Origin of the sequence: Psychrosphaera sp. 1_MG-2023 (assembly GCF_030548245.1) — a bacterium.
In the GTDB taxonomy this organism is placed as follows: Bacteria; Pseudomonadota; Gammaproteobacteria; order Enterobacterales; family Alteromonadaceae; genus Psychrosphaera; species Psychrosphaera algicola.
The window spans coordinates 45,467-65,598 of record NZ_JAUORW010000012.1 but is presented as its reverse complement, the minus strand read 5'-3'; the positions used below and the strand labels follow the sequence as shown (position 1 = coordinate 65,598).

Sequence of the window (20,132 nt, the reverse complement as noted above, 5' to 3'; positions counted from 1 at the left end):
CTTGCTATTTATGTTTGGAATGACGAACAACTTCAGCTAAACATTCATACAATTTTTCGACATCAATTGGCTTCGAAAGATGTGCGGAAAAGCCAAAATCCTGTGCCTTGGACTTACTTAATACGTCCACATCAGCAGTTAAGGCAATTATTCGCATATTGTTTAAATCTGGTGTCATTAAAATCTGTTTTGTCGCCTCATAACCATCCAGCACAGGCATCTGGCAATCCATGAGTATTGCATCAAAGGGTTCGCGTTTTGCTGCCTCAACAGCCAATGCACCGTTTTCTACAACAGTTGGTGTAATAGCAAATTCTTCAAGTACCTTAGTCACAAGCAGTTGGTTAATTTTATTGTCTTCTGCAACCAATATTTTTAAATGGCTAATATCTACCGTTGGTACAGATTGCTGTGTTTTAAGTTTCTCATGTCCATGTTTAGTTGATATTTTCAACGGGCACGATAGTTCAAAATACGTCCCTTTTGATATTTGACTTTTAGCAGTAAGCTGTCCTCCCATCAATTCACTCAATTGTTTAGATATGGCTAATCCCAATCCTGTGCCACCGTATTTTCTTGAGGTTGTATCGTCTGCCTGAGTGAATGGCGTGAAAATGTGCCTAAGTTGGCTCGGGGTCATGCCTATTCCTGTGTCCGTTATGCCAATCTTTACTTCCGCAACCCCGTTCCTTTGCATTTTAGCATCGGCACTTAAGGTAATACTGCCGCTATCGGTAAATTTAATAGCATTACTGCACAAATTCATAATAATTTGTTGCAACCTTGTTTTGTCAGCTTTATACAACACCCCGTCGGGTAAGTTGTCATTAATCAACCAGTTTATGGATTTTTGCTCTGCTTGAGCTTTAAATATCACAGATACCTTTTGCAAAATTATTTTTAAATCAAAATCCTCTTCGCTTAGTTTCAATTTCTCGGATTCAATTTTGGCAATATCTAAGATATCGTCGACGACATTCATCATAATATCTGACGAAATTTCGATTTTATTAACAAACGACTTAATCTCATCGATATCATCAGATTTATTCGCAAGTCGAGAAAAACCAACAACAGAGTTCATTGGTGTTCGAATTTCATGACTCATATTCGCCAAAAACCGGCTTTTGGCTTCATTTGCATGTTTGGCTTCCTTCACCGCCAAACTGAGCGACTTGGTCTTTTGTAAAACGAGGCGGTCTAATACAACTTGTCGATTATTCATCATTAAAATTAAGCTTATAAAAATAACCACTAAAGTAAATTGCAGGATAAACAACACTAAATACGAACGATTTTTAAATAGTATGAGATTTGCTTCATTGACAAATATTTTCATCTTCCAAATCTGGTTCAACATATTTAGATTTAAAATTGCGCTAGTCTTTAGTGTATTAACGTCCTGAAAATTTTTGCTGGTTAAAAATGGGTGTTCTTCGCCAAATTCAAATAACTCGTACTCAAATAAATGTCGTTGCTCTTTAGTTAAGGCCATTTCGATTATTTTAGAAACCGAAAAAACACCTGTAGCAAATCCAGTGATGTGATTTTTGGTGGGGTCATCGATGTCGTGACCAGGCTTTAGAACTGGATAAAACACCAAAAAAGATGGATCAAAAAAGTCGTTTTGAACCAACTGTAAAATTTGCGTCGCTGCGGGTTGATAGGTATTTAAAATTGAATCAATAGTAAGCTTTCTCAAAGGATTTGAATAGACGTTAAAGCCAACGGCTTGCTTATTACCTTCAATTGGATTGATATATTGCACATAAACAATAGGGTCATCCTCACTTAAAGGGTCACCTTTAATATGCTCACCATCACTATATTCTCTTGCCAGAAGTTGTTGTGCAGCATCCAGTTTGTCTTGTGAAATTAAGGGGTTCCAGGACAATGCCTTAATCGAATTATCAATGGCCAAAAAATCATCAGACAACATTAAAAAATCAGATTTTTTTAAGTCATCCTGCAATTGAATTGAATGACTCAATTGCTGAAGTTTAGCGACATTGGTTGTTATTTTTCTGTAAATCGCATTTTCAATGGTTTTAATATTTGAATCAATATGCGAATCCGCATTTTGATTAGAGTCCTCTACGAATAACCAAGTCATCATAACAATTGCTACAAACAAGATACTAACCGAATTCACAACCATATATTTCGGTTGACTTGAGTCCTGCTGTTCATCATTAACTGTGTAAAGACTGAGTAAAAATGGTGTCATGATCAATACACCCGATGAGTCTCCCAACCACCAGTACATCATATTAAGTAGGTAAGCGTCCCAGCTAAAAAGATCATTCAGTAAAGTCAGTGACAAAGTACCAATATTTGACGAAATTAAATTAACAAATAGGCCCACAAAAAAAATGAAACTGATGGTTTTTTTACTTTCTGCTTGTTTTATAGGATTACCAATCCAACGATTAAGAATGTATGCACCGACAAAGGTCTGCAACGTCGCACCGGAGGCGATTAGGATATTTTGAAAGCCGAGTTCAGACAATATTTGAGAAACTTCAAAATTGGGCAAAACTGAAAAATTGAAAATGATTGATGCGACAAATACCGCGGGTAATAGCTTGTATCCCCATAGGTATACAGCGCTAAGCGCGATACCCGCAGGTAACCAAACTGGCACAATTTGACTGTTAAAAGAAATATTAGAAAGGATATAACCGGTACCAAAATAGCCAAGTAACAAAAATGCATACCGCTGCGCTAGAAGCGAGTTATTAGTCAATTCAAATACCCTTTTTAAAATATGTAACCTTAGTATAAGTCCAATTAAAGATTCTGCATTTCCAAATAAAGCTATTGATTTATTTATTAATAATTTAGGCTTGAATCAGTCCAACTCGAATTGCAAAACGAACCAACCCAGGGATATCACGTATAGCGAGTCTATCCATTATATTAGAACGATGAGCTTCAATGGTTTTTACACTCAGGAAAAGTTTTTCCGCTATATCTTTAGTAGAATGACCTTCTGCAATTAATTGTAGAATATTACGCTGCCGTGCAGTTAACAATTCTAATGCGTCATTCAGTCCATTAGGGCTATTATTCAACTTTGCGATAATATTCTGATCGATATCCGGACTGATATACAATTTGTCATGTAGCACATTTAATAAACCTTGCTCCAATTCGCTTACCGCAGCGTCTTTTAACATATAACCATCGGCACCAGCTTTTAAGGCTCTTAACACGTAAGGTTCGTTATTGTAATGAGACAATATAAGCACCTTCACTTCCGGAAACTGACTTTTAATGAGTTGGGTCGCTTCAAGTCCGTTCATCTGTGGCATAGAAACGTCCATAACAACAACATCAGGATGCGCACGTTTAACGATAGCGATGGCCTCTAGGCCATTACTTGCCTGTAATATGTTGTCACTATCAATAAAGGCAAAGTGTCTGACTAAGCTGATGATCCCCTGTCTTATCAAGGTATGATCATCTGCAAATAATATGGTGTATTTCTCCATTAACTATCACCTATTTTAGTTTTTGTTTGCCTGCTCTTGCACTTTAATCGCTGCAATCTTCTTTTCCAGAGCATGATTAATTCTAACCAGATTATTTTGCTCACGTCGCAACTCACTTTCATCTCGCAAATTCGTTACTATTCGTTTTGCTTCTCCGTTAGACGCACGTTCGATGACGCACCCCCTTTCAACAATCCATCGCCAATCGCCATTGTTATCAGAAAATCGGTACATCAATTGAAATCGATTGTGGCCAGCTGCCAATATAGCTTGATATTGCGTTTGAAACATTGATTTATCGTCGGGGTGGATCTGATTTAAGTAGCTGTCAGATAAAAATGTAATTCCATCCAGATCAAAAAACAGCTTACTGTCTGTGATTTTTTCGACAAAATTTTGTTCTAAATCACAATCTAATACAATGTCACCTGTCACCCAGAAACACAAATCCATTAATCGTTTCTGTTGCCTCAACGTAGTCATATATTGTTTATCTTTAAGGCTTGAATCGCGCTGCAAAATAAATAGTGCAATACAAAGTAATATCCCTACGATAACAATAAAAATGCCATGCCAGCTTGGGTTTTCTGAAACATGGTTAAACGATAAAACAGGTTTTGGAAAATCAAAATTAGCAAGTTTAAGTTTTTCAACTGTTACAGAGTCAACTCTAACAATATATTGCCCGTCTACTTTCCATGTCCCATTATCGGTAACTAAAAATAGCTGATTATCGGCGCTGGTAATGACCTTATAAACCACATTAAAATTGGCCTGTTCGTTAGCATTTGCACTAAATGCCAATACCAGCAACACAACGACTATATATTTAATACATTTCAAACTACGTTACCTCTGCCAACAAAAGGCACCACCAGTTTAATCGATGTCCCAGTTTCAGGACTGGAATTTAACTGCAATTTTCCATTAATAGTAAAAGCACGCTCTCTAATACTTACCAGTCCTAAACTTTGACTCTTGATTGCAAAATTTAACTTAGAGCCTACATCAAAACCAATGCCGTCGTCGATTACTGATAATGTAATTGTATTATCAACAAAGGTGAACTCGAGCTTAACTTTTGTCGCTTTAGCGTATTTATGAATATTGGTAAACGCTTCCTGTGCAATCCGAAAAATAGAAATCTCCAATTTTTCGGACATCCTCGGAACATCAGTTTGGATCTTAGTCTCAACATTTAATGTACTGAATTTAACCTGTCGTTCTGCTAGCCAGCCTAATGCAACAGATACCCCCATATCGTCCAAAATCGAAGGTCTTAAATTAAGTGATAGATTACGAACCGATTCCAATAACTCGTTTAGCACATGATTAATTAGTTCAATATCCGGTTCAGGTAATTGATGCTGAATTTTAAGAAGCGTCAAACCTTGGCCAATTTCGTCGTGAAGTTCTTTAGCAAAATATCGTCTTTCTTCTTCCTGCTTTTCCATCAAGTTTTTTGACAATTGAGCGAGTTTTTCAAGTGCATCATCACGATTTTTTTGGATTTCGATTCGAGATTCCAAATCGGTAAAAGACGCTTGGTACCAATCGTTTTCTGGATGCAATGGTTTAATATGTAACGACACCGTATGCGGGGCTAAGTTATTTCGATTGATTACTGTTTCCGCTTTATAAAAACCTTTTGTACAAAATTTTTCTTTAATTTCTGGCCAAAGGGGGTGTTCCAACAAAACATTATGTAACTCTTTGGTGTTGCTATCAATTTTCTCGCCAACAAGGCGTTTGTATGCTTGATTAGCAAACAAGATACGGCCATTTAGGCTACCACAAAAGTAGGGAGTTAAATTCGTATCTAAGCCTTGTTGATACATATTCATCACGCGAGCTACTGACTGATTTATTCTAACAATTGTGACAACCAACAAATAAAATAGAAATACATGGACTATTACCGCTCCCCACCAGACAACGAACCCTTCCCGACCAAATATTTCAAATAAAGAAATAATAGCCATGACCAAAGGTACAGAATGCATTTCACGTTGCGAACTATGGGGATGACTCAACAGCAGTAATGAAGACAAAATTAAACACGAGGCTGAAAACGTAACCAGTATGACAAGCAACAAACTGAATTCATCAATATGATTAAAATTCACATTTAATGTAAATGCATAAACACAGCTAAAAATTAACCCCGTACCAATTAGAATATTAATCAGCCATTCTTTTTTGATTTTTTTTATCTGAGATACAACATAAAATAGCGTAACAACGGCGGAAATAATTAATGTAATACAGCTAATGACAACCCAGTATGCGGGATTATCAACATACCCATAAAATGTTGATTCAATGCCGTGTGCTACCAATATAGTCGGTATATGCCATTTAAAACGATCCCAACGTAATACACTGCCCAAATAACTTTTTGTTAAAAATGAAAGATAAAATAGCGCAGACAAACACAGTACTGCCTTGAAGCTTTTAACTTTTACAAAAAAATCATAGTTTAGAAACATGGCTGTTTGCATTTGCGACATAAAAATAATCACAACAAACGAAGCAAAAAATGCCAACGTGGCCACGACAAAATGACGAGGTGAATTTGTACTATTTAACATTCGTTATTCATTCCTGAATAAAATCAATCCATTTATCAATTAGATAAATAAGATCGTCTTTACCGCACCTCAAAATATGGTCACCTAGAAATACATCGTATTCGCTTTCATCTTCTGTTTTTTCCTGACTCATATCCTCATCTTCGTCACGTTCAGTAACCAGATTTTCTAAATGCTCAGCATAATTATTGTGATAAATAGTGAGTTCTTCTGCTTCAATATTGACCGACCACTCTTGCCCGAGCAATACCCCAGAATTTTTTAGCAATTGCTCGCGTAAAGTTTGCAGCACTGAAATACTCATACCAGCTGGCGCTAACTCGTCGTTAAATAAATTAGCGACAACAGTGTACTCACCGCCAAGTTCTAAAAAATGTCGTTTTAGACGTCGATCGTAAACAAACTGAAAGTCCAAGTTAAGTCCTTTGTTGTAATTGCGTATACCGCTCGCATTACGCTAGTGTCATATTAACTTATAGTAGTTGTTTTAAACAAAAAGCCTTAATGAATAATCTGCGGATATTAAAAATAAGTGGGAATTCTTGTTAAGTAGCTTAAGCGCTGCAACTAGATTAGGAATAACCAATTGAAGCATTTCCGTAAAATTCGCGTCAAAATTCGCGTTAGAAGTTGTTTAGAAACGATAAATAATTCACTAAAAGTACCTAAAGACTTTCCTTTCATCATATCCAAACAAATTCTTACTACAAGAAAATAACTAACCGTTACGCTTTAATAATAAGTCATCCTCTTGCTTATTGATAATTATCGACCACATTGATCCTAGGACATTGGCAACAGGAGTTTTAAATAAGCTAGCATTTCCGTAATTACTATCAACCTGCATTGCTTGAGTGTCGTTATTAAAAGAAAATATTGGACTAAACTCACCATCACGTAAAGTACTCTAGTATATAAAGGGTTGACCCGGCAGACCATTACAGTTAACTAAAAATTCATTTTGAATGGCGGATACCAAGTTACGTTATGGGCAAAAGCGTATACCGCCTGAAAACTTGTAAGATATATCTCACAGTACCCTAAGACCTTTCTGAATATAGACGACTAAACCATAGAACAAAACACCATAAACACTTGTTTAATAAGGAAAATAACAATAAAAACACAATGTGACTACTTTTATATTTAGAAACCATAATATTTTCATAGTTCCCCATTTTTCGTTTGTCTCTAATATGAACTCAACGAAACGACGAGAGTGTTAAATGAATTAACACACAGGGATAGGAAACGCTGGAAGCGAATAAGGAAATATTGTAGGAAAGCAGGAGCTTAAACACAAGGAAATGGATAGGGATAGATGGGAAGCTAATTGGACTATTAGGGATGGAAACGTAGGATGCGTTAACGGACTAATATGGACGCACGGAGCGAACAATACGGAAATCAGTCGGTATGGAAATTGGAATCATAAGGACATGAACGCAAGGTAGCGCAAAGGAATATGGGACCAAATGGATGGGAACTCAATGGAATTGAGGGCAAGGAGCAAACAGGGAAGACGATACTAACGGAATTAGTTGAGCAGGACGCTTAAAGAGTCTATGAAAAAAGCAGCTTAGCGCTGCTTTTTTTATGACTGTAGATCACCGCTTATCGACATTCTATTGTGTAATTACGTCATTTTAAGTTATTCATACGACTAACATTCAAACTGAACTTCGCACCTAGAGCTTTTATCATCAAGCTTTGTCAAATAAACCCAGACATGCACACACAGCTACTGAATCATATGGATTTCAGCTTTTTATTCTACTATTTCTCACCTATTTTTTACTCCATTAAAAGTGATCAAAATTAGTCCCTCAACATTTTATTTACTGTCTATAATCTAATTAAGAGTCGATTTTAATTTTTACCGCTAGAGCATTTCTTGCGTAATTGAAGGTACATGTATAAACGAAGCGGTGGGGATATTTACAACTTACTTGGGTAAAAACATATTGTTAATAAGCAATATCAATAAACTTGCGATGTAACTTGCTCGCTTATAACAGACAACTGCAATGAGTAAAATTGATGCTGACGGTTCGCAAGCTATTTTTACACGATAGGCGGAAATAAATGGACGTAATCAATTACTCGGTACACTTATTATGAAAATTGCTGATTTACCTAAAAATGAAAAAGAACGTCTGAAGACCTTATTTTCCTATGGGATACTTGATACAGAACATGAAAAAGCTTTTGATGACTTAACAATATTGGCGTCTGAAATATGTGAATGCCCAATTGCAATGATTAGCTTAGTAGATGCAAAGCGACAATGGTATAAATCTCGGATTGGTGTCGATATAGACTGCACAAGTCGTGACGTAGCGTTTTGTGCCCATGCAATTTTACAAGATGAAATATTTGAAGTTCGTGACACTATGTTAGACGAACGGTTTGCTGACAACCCACTCGTGACCAATTCTCCACACATTCGATTTTATGCAGGAGCGCCCCTTAAATCCCCATCAGGTCTAAATATAGGCACGATTTGCGTTGCCAGTGACCGACCTAAAACATTGAGTTCAAAGCAAAGTAAATCATTGCTTACTTTGGCAACGTCCGTGATGTCTCAACTAGAATTAAAATTACAAAGTACCAAGCTCATTTTAGCAAACAGCTACAAAGAATCGTTTTTGTCTAATATTTCCCATGACGTGCGAACCCCTCTGAATGCAATCATTGGCCTTTCCGACTTGTTGACGAAAAATGTCGAACTCGCAGTGCAATTTCCCGCCGTCACTGAAAACTTGTCGCAAATAGACTCAAGCGGCAAGCAAATGTTAAAAACACTTAATGCCTTATTGGAGGTCGGTAAAATTGATGCTGGTGTGTTAAATCTAGAAATTACGCATTCTGACCCTTCTGACTATATCAAATTTGTCGTAAATAACTTAATGATCAAGGCCAACGAAAAAAGCATTAAAGTTGATGTCCAAATAGCCAATGATATTCCTAAAACAGTGGCAATTGATGAAGCTAAATTTGGTTGTGTTTTATCTAATATAATAAACAATGCCATCAAGTTTAGTCATTCAAACTCCAAGGTCATTGTGAGTGCATCAGTGCTTAATGAGACACTGATATTAAAAGTCGTCGATAGCGGTATTGGAATTCAAACTGAAAAGATCCCTTACCTATTTAATCAGTTTGCGCAAATTACGGGGCAATCACAAAACAATGAAGGTTCGGGCTTAGGGCTATCGATTACTAAGGGCTTAGTCGAACTCATGCATGGTCATATCGATGTACAAAGTAAAAACAAAGTCGGCACAACAGTAACGGTGTCTCTGCCTTATAAGAATGTACCGACGCCCTCGTCCAGCAATATACAAACAAAGAACATCCCAGACACGACAAACATACTTGTTGTTGAAGATAATAAAGTCAATCAAATGGTTATTGCAGCCTTGTTAGGCGCAATACCGGTGCAGTTTAAAATCGTAGGGACTGGCGAAGAGGCTGTAACCTTTGGTACAAATGCTGATTTTGACTTAGTTTTGATGGATATTCATTTACCGGGAATAAGTGGGATAGAAGCCACTCGCCGACTGAGAGCGAACAAAGTCAAAATTCCGATCCTAGCACTTACCGCAGATGTGTATAGGTCAAGTAGAGAGAAAGCCTTATTTGATAGCTTTCTCACTAAACCAATTGCTCTTGACCAATTAGTCGACGCGATTAGTCAAAATTTACTAATCCAAGCGACTACCTAAAACGTAGATCGTAAAATATCGACTAGTCTCTGAAATTGTTAAATTGTAGCGGTTGCCCCAGCTCTGCGCTTCGTAGCACTTGCATAGCTTGTTGCAGATCGTCACGCTTTTTACCCGTCACTCTGACTTTATCACCTTGGATAGACGCCTGAACTTTAAGTTTGTCTTCTTTGATCAACTTAACGATCTTTTTAGCCATGTCTTGTTCAATGCCCTCTTTAAAACCAATAACTCGTGTATAGGTTTTACCTGTGATATCGACTTTCCCTTCGGTGTCCATCGATGCCGGATCTAATCCGCGCTTGGTGCATTTATTTCTCAAAATATCTAACATTTGCTTTAACTGAAAATCGCCTTCACCAACCATTTTCACGGTGCCGTCTTTATATTCAAAGCTGGCCTCAACCCCACGAAAATCGAATCGTGTTGACACTTCTCGAGTTGCATTTTCAGTAGCGTGACGCACTTCATTTACATCAATTTCTGACACAATATCGAAACTAGGCATAATAATCTCCAAAAAAGAACGGTAAGCCTAAGCTTACCGTTTATCAAAATACAAATTTACGCGGACTTTGTTAAGGCATTAACTGGTCTTGATCAGCACCTTCTTTTTCAACTTCTGTTGGCATCATGTCTTCTTTACTGATCCCTAAAGCAAGCGCGATAGAGCTCGCAACATAAATTGATGAATATGTACCAATTACAACACCAAACAATAACGCAGTGGCAAAGCCTTTAATTAGCTCACCGCCAACAAACAACAAGGCCAACAACACTAGAGCTGTCGTAAATGATGTAACCATAGTACGGTTAAGCGTTTGCGTTAACGAGATATTGATAATTTCTTCTGCTTCACCTTGACGTATCTTTCGAAAGTTTTCTCGGATTCGATCGGATACAACAATAGTATCGTTAAGTGAATAACCGATAACGGCCAACACAGCAGCTAATACCGTTAGGTCAAATTCAATACCTAGGGCACTAAATAAACCAACCGTAATAATAACGTCATGTCCTAACGCGGATACCGAGCCTAACGCAAATCGCCATTCAAAACGAAGAGCAACATAGATTAGGATACATAATAACGCCGTTAACATGGCTAAACCGCCCTGTTCTCTAAGTTCACCGCCCACGCTCGGGCCAACAAACTCGATTCGACGCATTGTCGCTGTATCGTCCATAGCAGTTAACGCTGACATGATCGTATCTCCGATCATTTTAGAGTCAATTTTTTCACCTACTGATTCGCCCTCAGCATGTAATCTTGGTGCAATTCGGATTAATACATCACGACTTGAGCCAAAGTTTTGTACCGTAGCGTCACCAAAGCCGTTTTCATCCATAACTTGACGGACTTTTGTTAAGTCAGCACTTTGCTCAAAAGAAACTTCGATTAAGCTACCACCGGTGAAATCAAGTCCCCAGTTTAAACCTTTTGTTGCAAATGACGCGATTGAAGCGACAATTAATAAGATTGAAAACGCCGACGTTATGCGGCGAAGCGACATAAAATTAACTGTTTCTGATAAATTTAAAAGTTGCATATTAATAATCTCGCCGAGTTATATCGAAAGTTTTTCGATTCGTTTACCACCCCATGTTGCGTTCACGATTGCACGTGTCCCAACAATGGCAGTAAACATGGAAGTAGCAATACCAATGGCTAACGTAATCGCAAAGCCTTTAATTGGTCCAGTACCTATAGCAAACAATATAACCGCAGCAATAAACGTTGTGATATTGGCATCGGCAATTGTCGAGAAAGCACTGTCATAACCATGATGAATCGCCTGTTGAGGGCTACGGTTATCTTTCAACTCTTCTCTTATTCTTTCAAATATAAGTACATTGGCGTCAACTGCCATACCAACGGTTAATACGATACCCGCAATACCAGGAAGGGTTAGTGTTGCGCCTGGGATCATAGACATTACACCGATGATCATAACTAAGTTTGCAGCTAGTGCGACGTTTGCAACAAGACCAAACTTTTTGTAATAAACCAGCATAAACAGTAAAACTAAGCCAAAGCCTAACATTACGGCATTAAAACCAGCATCGATATTTTCTTGACCTAAACTTGGACCAACCGTACGTTCTTCAACAATTTGAATTGGCGCAATTAGCGCACCCGCACGTAACATCAAGGCAAGGTTATGTGCTTCTGATGACGAATCCAAACCGGTAATAACGAAGTTACGACCTAAACGCGCTTGAATCGTTGCAACACTAATAACTTCTTCATATTTTTTAAGAATCGAAACGCCATTTTTGTCTTTTACTTCAGTTGGCTTGTATTCGATGAACACAACAGCCATTGGGTTACCAATGTTGTCTTTTGTCATCGCCGACATTTTATTGCCGCCTTTTGTATCTAATGAAATACTTACCTGCGGCATTCCGTATTGATCAAATGAACTTTGTGCGTCAACTATGTGGTCACCCGTAAGTCTTACTTTTTTCTCAAGTAAAACAGGTCCCTGTTTCTTACTGTCATATAGTTTAGCTTTTGGTGGAACACGGCCGTTCATAGCAGCGCCAATATCACCGTCTTGATAAACCATTTTAAATTCTAATGTCGCAGTGGCGCCTAAAATTTCTTTCGCACGTGCAGTGTCTTGTACACCTGGTAATTGCACAACAATTCGTTCTTGCCCTTGACGTTGAACTAAAGGTTCAGCTACGCCGAGTTCGTTTACACGATTACGAATAATAGTAATGTTTTGGTCAACCGCGTAATTACGCGTTTCTTTGATTTTTTGTTCCGTCATTGAAACTAACAAGTCAGGTTCACTTGTTTTGCTATCTTCAATAACGACAAGATCCGGATATTTTTTCTCGATAAAGCGACGGGCGTCGTCTAATTCTTCAGCTTTTCGAATTTGAACTCGGACAGCTTCACCAGAACCGGTTTGCGCTATACGACGATAATAAATTTTCTCTTCACGAAGGTCAGCTTTAAAGTCTTCTTCCATTTCAGTGAATTTTTTATTCATGGCTTCTTTCATGTCCACTTCCATAAGGAAATGCACACCACCACGTAAGTCAAGACCAAGCTTAAGTGGACCAGCACCAAAGGCCTGTAACCATCCAGGTGTTGCAGGAGCAAGGTTTAACGCTACTACAAAGCCGTCGCCTAAACTATCGCCAATCGCTTCTTTTGCTTTTAATTGATCATCTTCACGCTTAAGTCGAACTAAAATACGACCTTCAGCCAATTCTGATTTTTTATATTCTATTTTGGCTTCATCTAACTTAGCCACAACAGTGTCTAATACTAACGCATTAACTTCAGCGCCACGGACGCCAGATACTTGGATGGCGGGATCTTCGCCGTAGAGATTTGGTGCAGAATACAACCCGCCGATAAGCAGTACCAACACCACCATGACGTATTTCCAGAGTGGATACTTATTTAACACGTTAAGACCCTTTTATAATTATTATCGTTAAATGAAAAAGCCCGGCTAAGCCGGACTTAACAACTACTAAATTGATTTTATTGTGCCTTTAGGCAAAACAGAATTAATTGAGCCTTTTTGAACCATTACTTCAATACCTTCCGCAAGTTCAACACGAACGAAGTCTTTATCGTCAGCAACTTTAGTGATTTTACCAATCATGCCGCCAGCCGTTAAAACTTCATCGCCTTTTGCAAGTGACGATACTAGGTTTTTATGTTCTTTTACGCGTTTAGCCTGTGGACGGTAGATCATGAAATAAAAGATCACACCGAAAATTAACAACATGATCAACATGTCAGGTCCTGCAGCTGCAGCTGGAGCGCCGCCTTCGGCATATGCGTTAGAAATGAATAAACTCATGGATTTCCCTTAATCTCTTTAATAATTTTTACAATGAAATTCTATATAAGGACGAAACAGCGTTTATACAATGCCTCGTCCACTAATTTTAAGCTATTTGTTTAACCCTTCATCCGACATTGGCGGAACAGGTAAATCACGTAATGCGTAAAACTCAGCAACATATTCATCTAGTCGATCGTTTTGAATTGCATCACGTAAGCCTTGCATTAATCGTTGGTAATAACGAAGGTTGTGGATCGTATTTAAACGAGCGCCCAAAATTTCGTTACATTTGTCTAAGTGATGTAAATAAGCACGGGAATAATTACCACAGGTATAACAATCACATCCAGCATCAAGTGTGCCCGTATCGTCTTTATGACGTGCATTACGGATCTTAACAACACCGTCAGTAACAAATAAATGACCATTGCGAGCATTTCGAGTTGGCATTACGCAGTCGAACATATCAATACCACGTCTTACCGCTTCAACGATATCTTCAGGCTTTCCAACCCCCATTAAATAACGAGGCTTTTGTTCTGGTAATTTGTAAGCCGTAGTATCTAAGATATTTATCATATCTTCTTTAGGCTCACCAACCGACAATCCACCAATGGCGTAACCGTCAAAACCTATTTCTTCTAGACCCGCTAGTGAAACTTCACGTAAGTCTGGGTACATGCCACCTTGCACGATACCAAACAATGCCGCTTTGCTGTCACCGTGTTCTTCTTTAGAACGTTGTGCCCATCGTAATGACAATTCCATTGACGTTTTAGCTTCTTCAACTGTCGCTGGATATGGCGTACATTCGTCAAAAATCATCACAACGTCAGCGCCTAAATCGCGTTGAACTTCAATTGAACGTTCTGGCGTTAACATAATCTTTTCACCGTTAATTGGTGAACGGAATTCCACACCGGCTTCAGTTATCTTGCGCAAATCGCCTAAACTAAATACCTGAAAACCACCCGAGTCTGTCAGAATTGGTTTTTGCCAATTCATGAAGTCGTGTAAATCGCCGTGTTTACGAATAATTTCAGTGCCTGGACGTAACATCAAATGGAACGTATTGCCTAAACAAATATGAGCACCGGTTTCTAATAATTCGTCGGGTGTCATCCCTTTAACCGTACCGTAAGTACCGACCGGCATAAACGCAGGAGTTTCTACCTCTCCGCGATCAAACTTTAATTTACCACGGCGAGCTTTGCCGTCGGTGTTGATCAATTCAAATTTCATCGTTGGTCTCTAAAATGACAAGCACTATTTAGCTTGATTAAGTCTTCTAAAATTGCGCGCATTATATCTGAGTTCTTAGTAAAAATCCCTATTGAATAATCAACTAGGTGAATTACAATGGCAACTTCTGCCAAATGGAAGTCAGCGCACGCTGCATGGGCATGTCTCCAAGGAACCGCGCCAGGTTATTTTAATCTGTATAGAGATTTAGGAGTCATAATGTCTACCTCAATAATTGCCGACATCATTGGTATGTGCGGCACTTTTTCGATTGTTCTTGCCTATTTCATGATCCAATTGGATAAAATGGATCCCAAAGGCGTGATCTACAATATGCTTAATTTGGTTGGCGCAATCTTGCTGCTGATTAGCCTTTGCATTAATTTTAACTTAGCGAGTTTTGTCATTGAACTGTTTTGGATAGCAGCGTCTTTGGTTGGATTGTATAAATATTTTAGAAAAGGCCGAGTGCAAGTCTAAATGGTAAAGCGGTTTTCCGCTCTACCATTTTCTTTCATCAGCTATGGAACCGTTTTTTTAGTTAAGAACATCGCGTCACCGTAACTAAAAAATCGGTATTCATTTTCAACCGCTAAGTTATAGCCATTCAAAATATGTTGTTGACCAGCAAAAGCAGACACCAACATGATCAAGGTTGACTCAGGTAAATGAAAATTAGTGACCATCGCATCAACTATTTTAAATTCATATCCAGGATAAATAAAAATATCGGTTTCGCCAGTTAGAGGTTTTAATTGCGAATATTGACCCGTTTGCATCTCTGACTTCCAAGCCGCCGATTCAATTGATCTCACCGACGTTGTCCCGACCGCAATGACTCGTTTTCCATTCGCTTTAGTTTTTTGAATTGCTTCAACAACCTCTGCCGACACATCTGCATATTCAGCATGCATTTTATGGTCGGTCACCGTATCAACACGAATCGACTGGAACGTTCCAGCGCCTACATGTAAAGTAACAAACTCAGTTTGCACACCTTTTGCGGCTAATTCCGCTAATAACCCTTCAGTAAAATGCAAACCAGCCGTTGGTGCAGCAACCGCACCTGGCTTTTCGTTATAAACCGTCTGATAACGTTCTCTATCAGATTCTGTGTCCGGACGGTCAATATATGGTGGCAGTGGCATATGCCCTTTTTGTTCTAAAACCTCAAGAACTGTGGAGTCTGTAAGAAACCGCAATTCAAATAAATCATCGTGGCGCTGGATCATTTCTGCCCGAACGTCCTCTTCTAGAATAAGAATCGTCCCGGGCTTTGGCGCTTTACTGGCTCTGACATGCGCTAAGACAGAAGCTTCGTCAATCAATCGTTCAACTAAAATTTCAACTTTTCCGCCAGATTCTTTTTTGCCATACATCCGGGCTGGAATAACACGAGTATTGTTAAAGATAAGTAAATCACCAGGTTCTACCAACGACACGATATCAGAAAATACCCTGTGGTTAACCTCCCCCGTATTGCCATCTAACACCATTAGTTTGCTACTACTGCGTTCACTTTTAGGTGCTTTGGCAATTAACTGCTCGGGTAAATCAAAATGGAAATCGGCGACTTGCACATCTAACCTCAAATAGTTGGTAAAATTCGCGATATTCTACCAGTCTTTAATAGAAATCCCCAACTTGTGGTACTTATCTTATTCACGACTTGTTTAAATTCTCGTTTCTTTATAGAGTAAAGGTCTTTTTAGGCACAGATGCGTTAAATGAACGCGTAATATAAAGGTTGTAATTTCGTGGATCGCAAACTTCCCCTACTACTCATTACATCTGATCCTAAGAATCGTGTACAACTAAGTAATCGAATTAGAAGTTTACAACTGTTTGATATCCATACTGTTGAAAACAGCAGAAGTGCAATTGAAAAGTTAAAAAATAATAATTTTCACTTTATCATTTCAGATATTGATATCGGTGATGTTGATGGTTGGTGTCTATCAAGTTTAATTCGATCGGACATTTATGTATGCGACCGTAAAATTCCTATCGTATTGTTGACCGACACTCACAGTGAACGTATTGCCGAAGCCACAGCTAAAGCATTTGGTATAAACGCGGTATTAACTAAAAGTGAAACATCTAAAGTAAACGAAATCTTAGCCGACGCGTTTTCTCTCTCATTACCGATCAGTAGTAAAATGACCGCCTTAAATGTTATGGCGGACAAAAGCTTAGCGTCGGAAATCGAATTACTTATTGATTCAAAATTTGAGACCTTCACCGTTCCAAATGCCAAAGATGGCTTGGCTATTCTCCGCCAACAAAACATTGACTTTCTAATCGTTGATAATGCACTGCCGGACAACACAGCGTCAGAATTAATCAAAGCTGTACATCAAGAACTGCCCGAAATCCCATGTGTCGTTATCGTTCCTAGGAACGATATTGAAGTTGCCGAATATTACATGATCCATGGCGCAAGTGACTTTATCTACCGCCCTTTAAATCCTTCCCGAGTTCTTAATATTTGTGAACGGGCTGCGCGACGCAATGACTTTATGATCAGCAATAATCAATTTGCGCAAAAAGTATCGCAGCTAGAACAAAGTGAACGGAAATTTCGCGACCTTTTTGACGAGCATACAACCCTTCTAGAGAACTTGAGTTCTGTTGTCATTGAATTAGATAAAGACGGTAAAATAAAATTCCTGAACAAAACCTGGCGCAGTTTAACTGGGTTTTCGATTGAACGATGTATTGGCAAAAACTTACTCGAGTTTATTGAAGTTGATGAATTAGGCGCTGTCAGATTCACCGCCAAAATCAACAGCATGTTGAAGTTGAATCAAACATCCTCTACCGAAGAGGTCAAAATTAGAACGGCTTACAATTACGATTTGTGGGTTGAGATTAAGCTGCATAAAATAATTAAAAATGGCGTAACGTCAGGTTTAAGTGCGACAGTTGATAATATTCATGATCGTAAAAAAGCAGAAGAAAAATTAAGTCACCTTGCATTACACGACACGTTAACTGGTCTCTATAATCGATATTACTTTGATACGCAACTGAGTCGGTTGACACTCCTTGCGTCACGCGGAGATGACAGCCACTGTTTGCTCTACATCGACCTTGACCACTTTAAAGTAATTAATGATACAGAAGGTCATCAAACGGGTGATATGGTCCTTCGAGAAGTGTCTCAGATACTTTCGCAACGCCTTAGACAGTCAGATATTTTATGCCGAGTTGGTGGTGATGAATTTGTTATCCTGTTGTCCAGTACAACAATGGAAAACGCAAAAACGATTGGCAATAATATTTGTAAGCAAATATCCGATACCCATTTTCAATTTTCCAACAACACCTATAAAATCAGCGCCAGTATTGGTCTGTCAGAAATAGACGGCCACAGCACAGCGCCTGAATACCTCCGACAAGCTGATATCGCTTTGTATGTGGCCAAGAATAAAGGCCGAAATCAAATTCATTGTTTTGCAGAAGATGACGTTGAATCGACAATGCAATTCGACAATATGAAATGGGTACACCGGCTACAAGATGCTGTTATTAATGACAATTTAATACTGCACTTCCAGCCAGTTTGGGATCTTGAAGAAAACAAAGTGGCCTACTTTGAAGCGTTGGTCAGACTGCAACATGGCGATACGTTAACTTATCCAAACGAGTTTATTCCTGCGCTTGAACGTGCAGAGGACATTAGTTTTCTCGATCATCAAGTGATTAACCAAGCATTAAAATCCCTGAGTAGTAACCCTGAATTACACCGTGTGGCCATTAACCTTTCTGCACATGCTTTTTCAGATGAACGCTTAGCGCCACTTATTGAATCAAAACTAAAAAAATACAATGTCGATGGTCATCGAATTATATTCGAACTCACTGAATCAGCCAGCTTAACTAATGTAAGTGGCACAAGGCGGATGATTGAGACCATAAGCGCACTAGGTTGTGAGTTTTCCATAGACGATTTTGGTACGGGCTTTAGTACCTTTGCTTATTTGAAAGAACTGCCGGCACACTCTGTTAAAATTGACGGTAGTTTTGTTAAAGACATGAACAATAATTCGGTTGATAAAACTCTTGTAAGTGCTATTGCAGAAGTCGCAACCGCGTTAGGTAAGACATCCGTCGCGGAGTTTGTTGAAAACGCCGATATCTTTGACGAGTTGTTGAAAATGGGGGTTCGATATGCACAAGGATATTACATCGGCCGACCATTACAACTTGATGACGTTAAAGACTTTCAATTCGCACACAATAAAAAAGCCACTTAATAAAGTGGCTTTTTTTATCCAAATAATTTTTAAATTATCTGTCTTTAATTGCTTTGGCTATCTCTGAATCTCCGTGACCATTGGCATTTGCCCAATCTAAATCACCTGAATCAGCAAAATGTGATGCTGGCATACGTTTAACGATAAACTCGCCCGCGCCTTGAGCATTTTTTGTCATTGCGTAACGAACCAAGTTCTCTCCGCCACAAGTTATGCCGTCATAGATATGGCGTAGTTTTACGCCGGCTTCTTTTAACTTCTTACGGACACGTGATTTGTTATCAGTTGCAACGTTATCGCAAAATCCTGCAAGCACTGAAGCCATATCTGCAGACTTGGCTGGAGTTGAAAACGCAATTCCACCTAAAATCAAAGAAACAGACAATAGTGTTGTTACAAACTTCATAAACATTCTCGCTTTTTTATTATTATTAAGGACATTACCACAGAATTATTGTTATTCAAGTCTATGTTTTGTCAATTTAAGGAAAACCCCTAATCCTTTACAAGAGTAACAAACTGATAAGGATAGCTATTCTTCTCGTCAGGGAGGTGGCTTTCTTTGTCCACTTCCGTCCAACTACCGACGGTTTCCCAATCTGGGAATTGTGTATCACCATCATTAATCGTTATATCGATCAAAGTTAGATACAAGGTCGACGCTAATAATAAATAGTGTTGGTATATTTTACCACCCCCAATGATCATTACTTCAGCTTCTTTTTCAACCAAAGTGAGCGCATCTTCAGGTGAATGTACAACATCGACCCCTTCATGCGTCCAATCTTTATTACTAGTGACGACAATATTTTGTCTACCCGGCAGTGGTCGGCCAATTGAATCAAATGTCCGACGCCCCATAATGACCGGTTTACCAAGCGTTACCGATTTAAAATGCTTTAAATCGGCAGGCATATGCCAAGGCATGTCATTATCTCTGCCTATTACCCTATCGTGGGCCATCGCGGCAATTAATGAAATCTTAGTCACGCGGCTTTCCTAA

At 38.7% G+C, this 20,132-nt stretch carries 16 protein-coding genes; 3 read left to right on the top strand and 13 right to left on the bottom strand.

The genetic code is table 11. The annotated features are described in order from the left end of the window. Positions 1-4 precede the first annotated feature (4 nt). The 5 genes from Q4575_RS12545 to Q4575_RS12525 all read right to left on the bottom strand — a co-directional run bounded on the left by Q4575_RS12545 (position 5) and on the right by Q4575_RS12525 (position 6,500). Positions 5-2,746, bottom strand: a complete 2,742-nt coding sequence (locus Q4575_RS12545) for an ATP-binding protein (protein WP_303523116.1) — start codon at positions 2,744-2,746, stop codon at positions 5-7. 94 nt (positions 2,747-2,840) lie between these two features. After that, positions 2,841-3,494: a response regulator transcription factor gene (locus Q4575_RS12540; RefSeq protein WP_215965290.1), complete on the bottom strand. Its 654-nt coding sequence runs from the start codon at positions 3,492-3,494 to the stop codon at positions 2,841-2,843. A gap of 15 nt (positions 3,495-3,509) precedes the next feature. After that, positions 3,510-4,337: a PAS domain-containing protein gene (locus tag Q4575_RS12535; RefSeq protein WP_303523115.1), complete on the bottom strand. Its 828-nt coding sequence runs from the start codon at positions 4,335-4,337 to the stop codon at positions 3,510-3,512. Next, positions 4,334-6,085, bottom strand: a complete 1,752-nt coding sequence (locus Q4575_RS12530) for an ATP-binding protein (RefSeq protein WP_303523114.1) — start codon at positions 6,083-6,085, stop codon at positions 4,334-4,336. The genes Q4575_RS12535 and Q4575_RS12530 overlap by 4 nt, the downstream gene beginning before the upstream one ends. Positions 6,086-6,092: 7 nt before the next feature. Further along, positions 6,093-6,500 (bottom strand): YacL family protein, encoded by a 408-nt coding sequence (locus Q4575_RS12525; RefSeq protein WP_303523113.1) that lies wholly within the window; start codon positions 6,498-6,500, stop codon positions 6,093-6,095. A gap of 1,702 nt (positions 6,501-8,202) precedes the next feature. Between Q4575_RS12525 and Q4575_RS12520 the strand changes: the two genes are divergently transcribed. Further along, positions 8,203-9,813 carry an ATP-binding protein gene (locus Q4575_RS12520; RefSeq protein ID WP_303523112.1) on the top strand — a complete coding sequence of 537 codons (1,611 nt, stop codon included), beginning with the start codon at positions 8,203-8,205 and terminating at the stop codon, positions 9,811-9,813. Positions 9,814-9,835: 22 nt separating this feature from the next. Here Q4575_RS12520 and Q4575_RS12515 read toward each other — a convergent pair whose 3' ends face one another. The 5 genes from Q4575_RS12515 to tgt all read right to left on the bottom strand — a co-directional run bounded on the left by Q4575_RS12515 (position 9,836) and on the right by tgt (position 14,870). Beyond that, entirely contained in the window at positions 9,836-10,321 is a 486-nt protein-coding gene (locus tag Q4575_RS12515) for a YajQ family cyclic di-GMP-binding protein (RefSeq protein ID WP_272181734.1), read from the bottom strand. Between the two features lie 70 nt (positions 10,322-10,391). Next, entirely contained in the window at positions 10,392-11,363 is a 972-nt protein-coding gene (gene secF / locus Q4575_RS12510) for a protein translocase subunit SecF (RefSeq protein ID WP_215965284.1), read from the bottom strand. A gap of 18 nt (positions 11,364-11,381) precedes the next feature. Further along, a complete protein-coding gene (secD, locus tag Q4575_RS12505) occupies positions 11,382-13,241 on the bottom strand; it encodes a protein translocase subunit SecD (protein WP_215965283.1) in 1,860 nt (619 codons plus the stop codon). Positions 13,242-13,307: 66 nt separating this feature from the next. Further along, complete coding sequence (gene yajC / locus Q4575_RS12500) at positions 13,308-13,643, bottom strand: preprotein translocase subunit YajC (protein ID WP_215965282.1); 336 nt, start codon at positions 13,641-13,643, stop codon at positions 13,308-13,310. A gap of 93 nt (positions 13,644-13,736) precedes the next feature. After that, positions 13,737-14,870, bottom strand: a complete 1,134-nt coding sequence (gene tgt, locus Q4575_RS12495; RefSeq protein WP_303523111.1) for a tRNA guanosine(34) transglycosylase Tgt — start codon at positions 14,868-14,870, stop codon at positions 13,737-13,739. A gap of 219 nt (positions 14,871-15,089) precedes the next feature. On the opposite strand from tgt, the gene Q4575_RS12490 reads away from it, so the two are divergent. Beyond that, complete coding sequence (locus Q4575_RS12490; RefSeq protein ID WP_303523110.1) at positions 15,090-15,350, top strand: hypothetical protein; 261 nt, start codon at positions 15,090-15,092, stop codon at positions 15,348-15,350. 41 nt (positions 15,351-15,391) lie between these two features. Here Q4575_RS12490 and queA read toward each other — a convergent pair whose 3' ends face one another. After that, the gene (queA, locus tag Q4575_RS12485) at positions 15,392-16,450 is read right to left on the bottom strand and encodes a tRNA preQ1(34) S-adenosylmethionine ribosyltransferase-isomerase QueA (RefSeq protein WP_215965279.1); all 1,059 of its coding nucleotides are present in this window, start codon (positions 16,448-16,450) and stop codon (positions 15,392-15,394) included. A gap of 177 nt (positions 16,451-16,627) precedes the next feature. On the opposite strand from queA, the gene Q4575_RS12480 reads away from it, so the two are divergent. Next, positions 16,628-19,129, top strand: a complete 2,502-nt coding sequence (locus tag Q4575_RS12480) for an EAL domain-containing protein (protein ID WP_303523109.1) — start codon at positions 16,628-16,630, stop codon at positions 19,127-19,129. A 34-nt stretch (positions 19,130-19,163) separates the two neighbouring features. On the opposite strand, the gene Q4575_RS12475 is transcribed toward Q4575_RS12480, so the two are convergent. Next, positions 19,164-19,535 carry a DUF3718 domain-containing protein gene (locus tag Q4575_RS12475; RefSeq protein WP_215965277.1) on the bottom strand — a complete coding sequence of 124 codons (372 nt, stop codon included), beginning with the start codon at positions 19,533-19,535 and terminating at the stop codon, positions 19,164-19,166. A gap of 89 nt (positions 19,536-19,624) precedes the next feature. After that, positions 19,625-20,119, bottom strand: a complete 495-nt coding sequence (folA, locus tag Q4575_RS12470) for a type 3 dihydrofolate reductase (protein WP_303523108.1) — start codon at positions 20,117-20,119, stop codon at positions 19,625-19,627. Positions 20,120-20,132 lie beyond the last annotated feature (13 nt).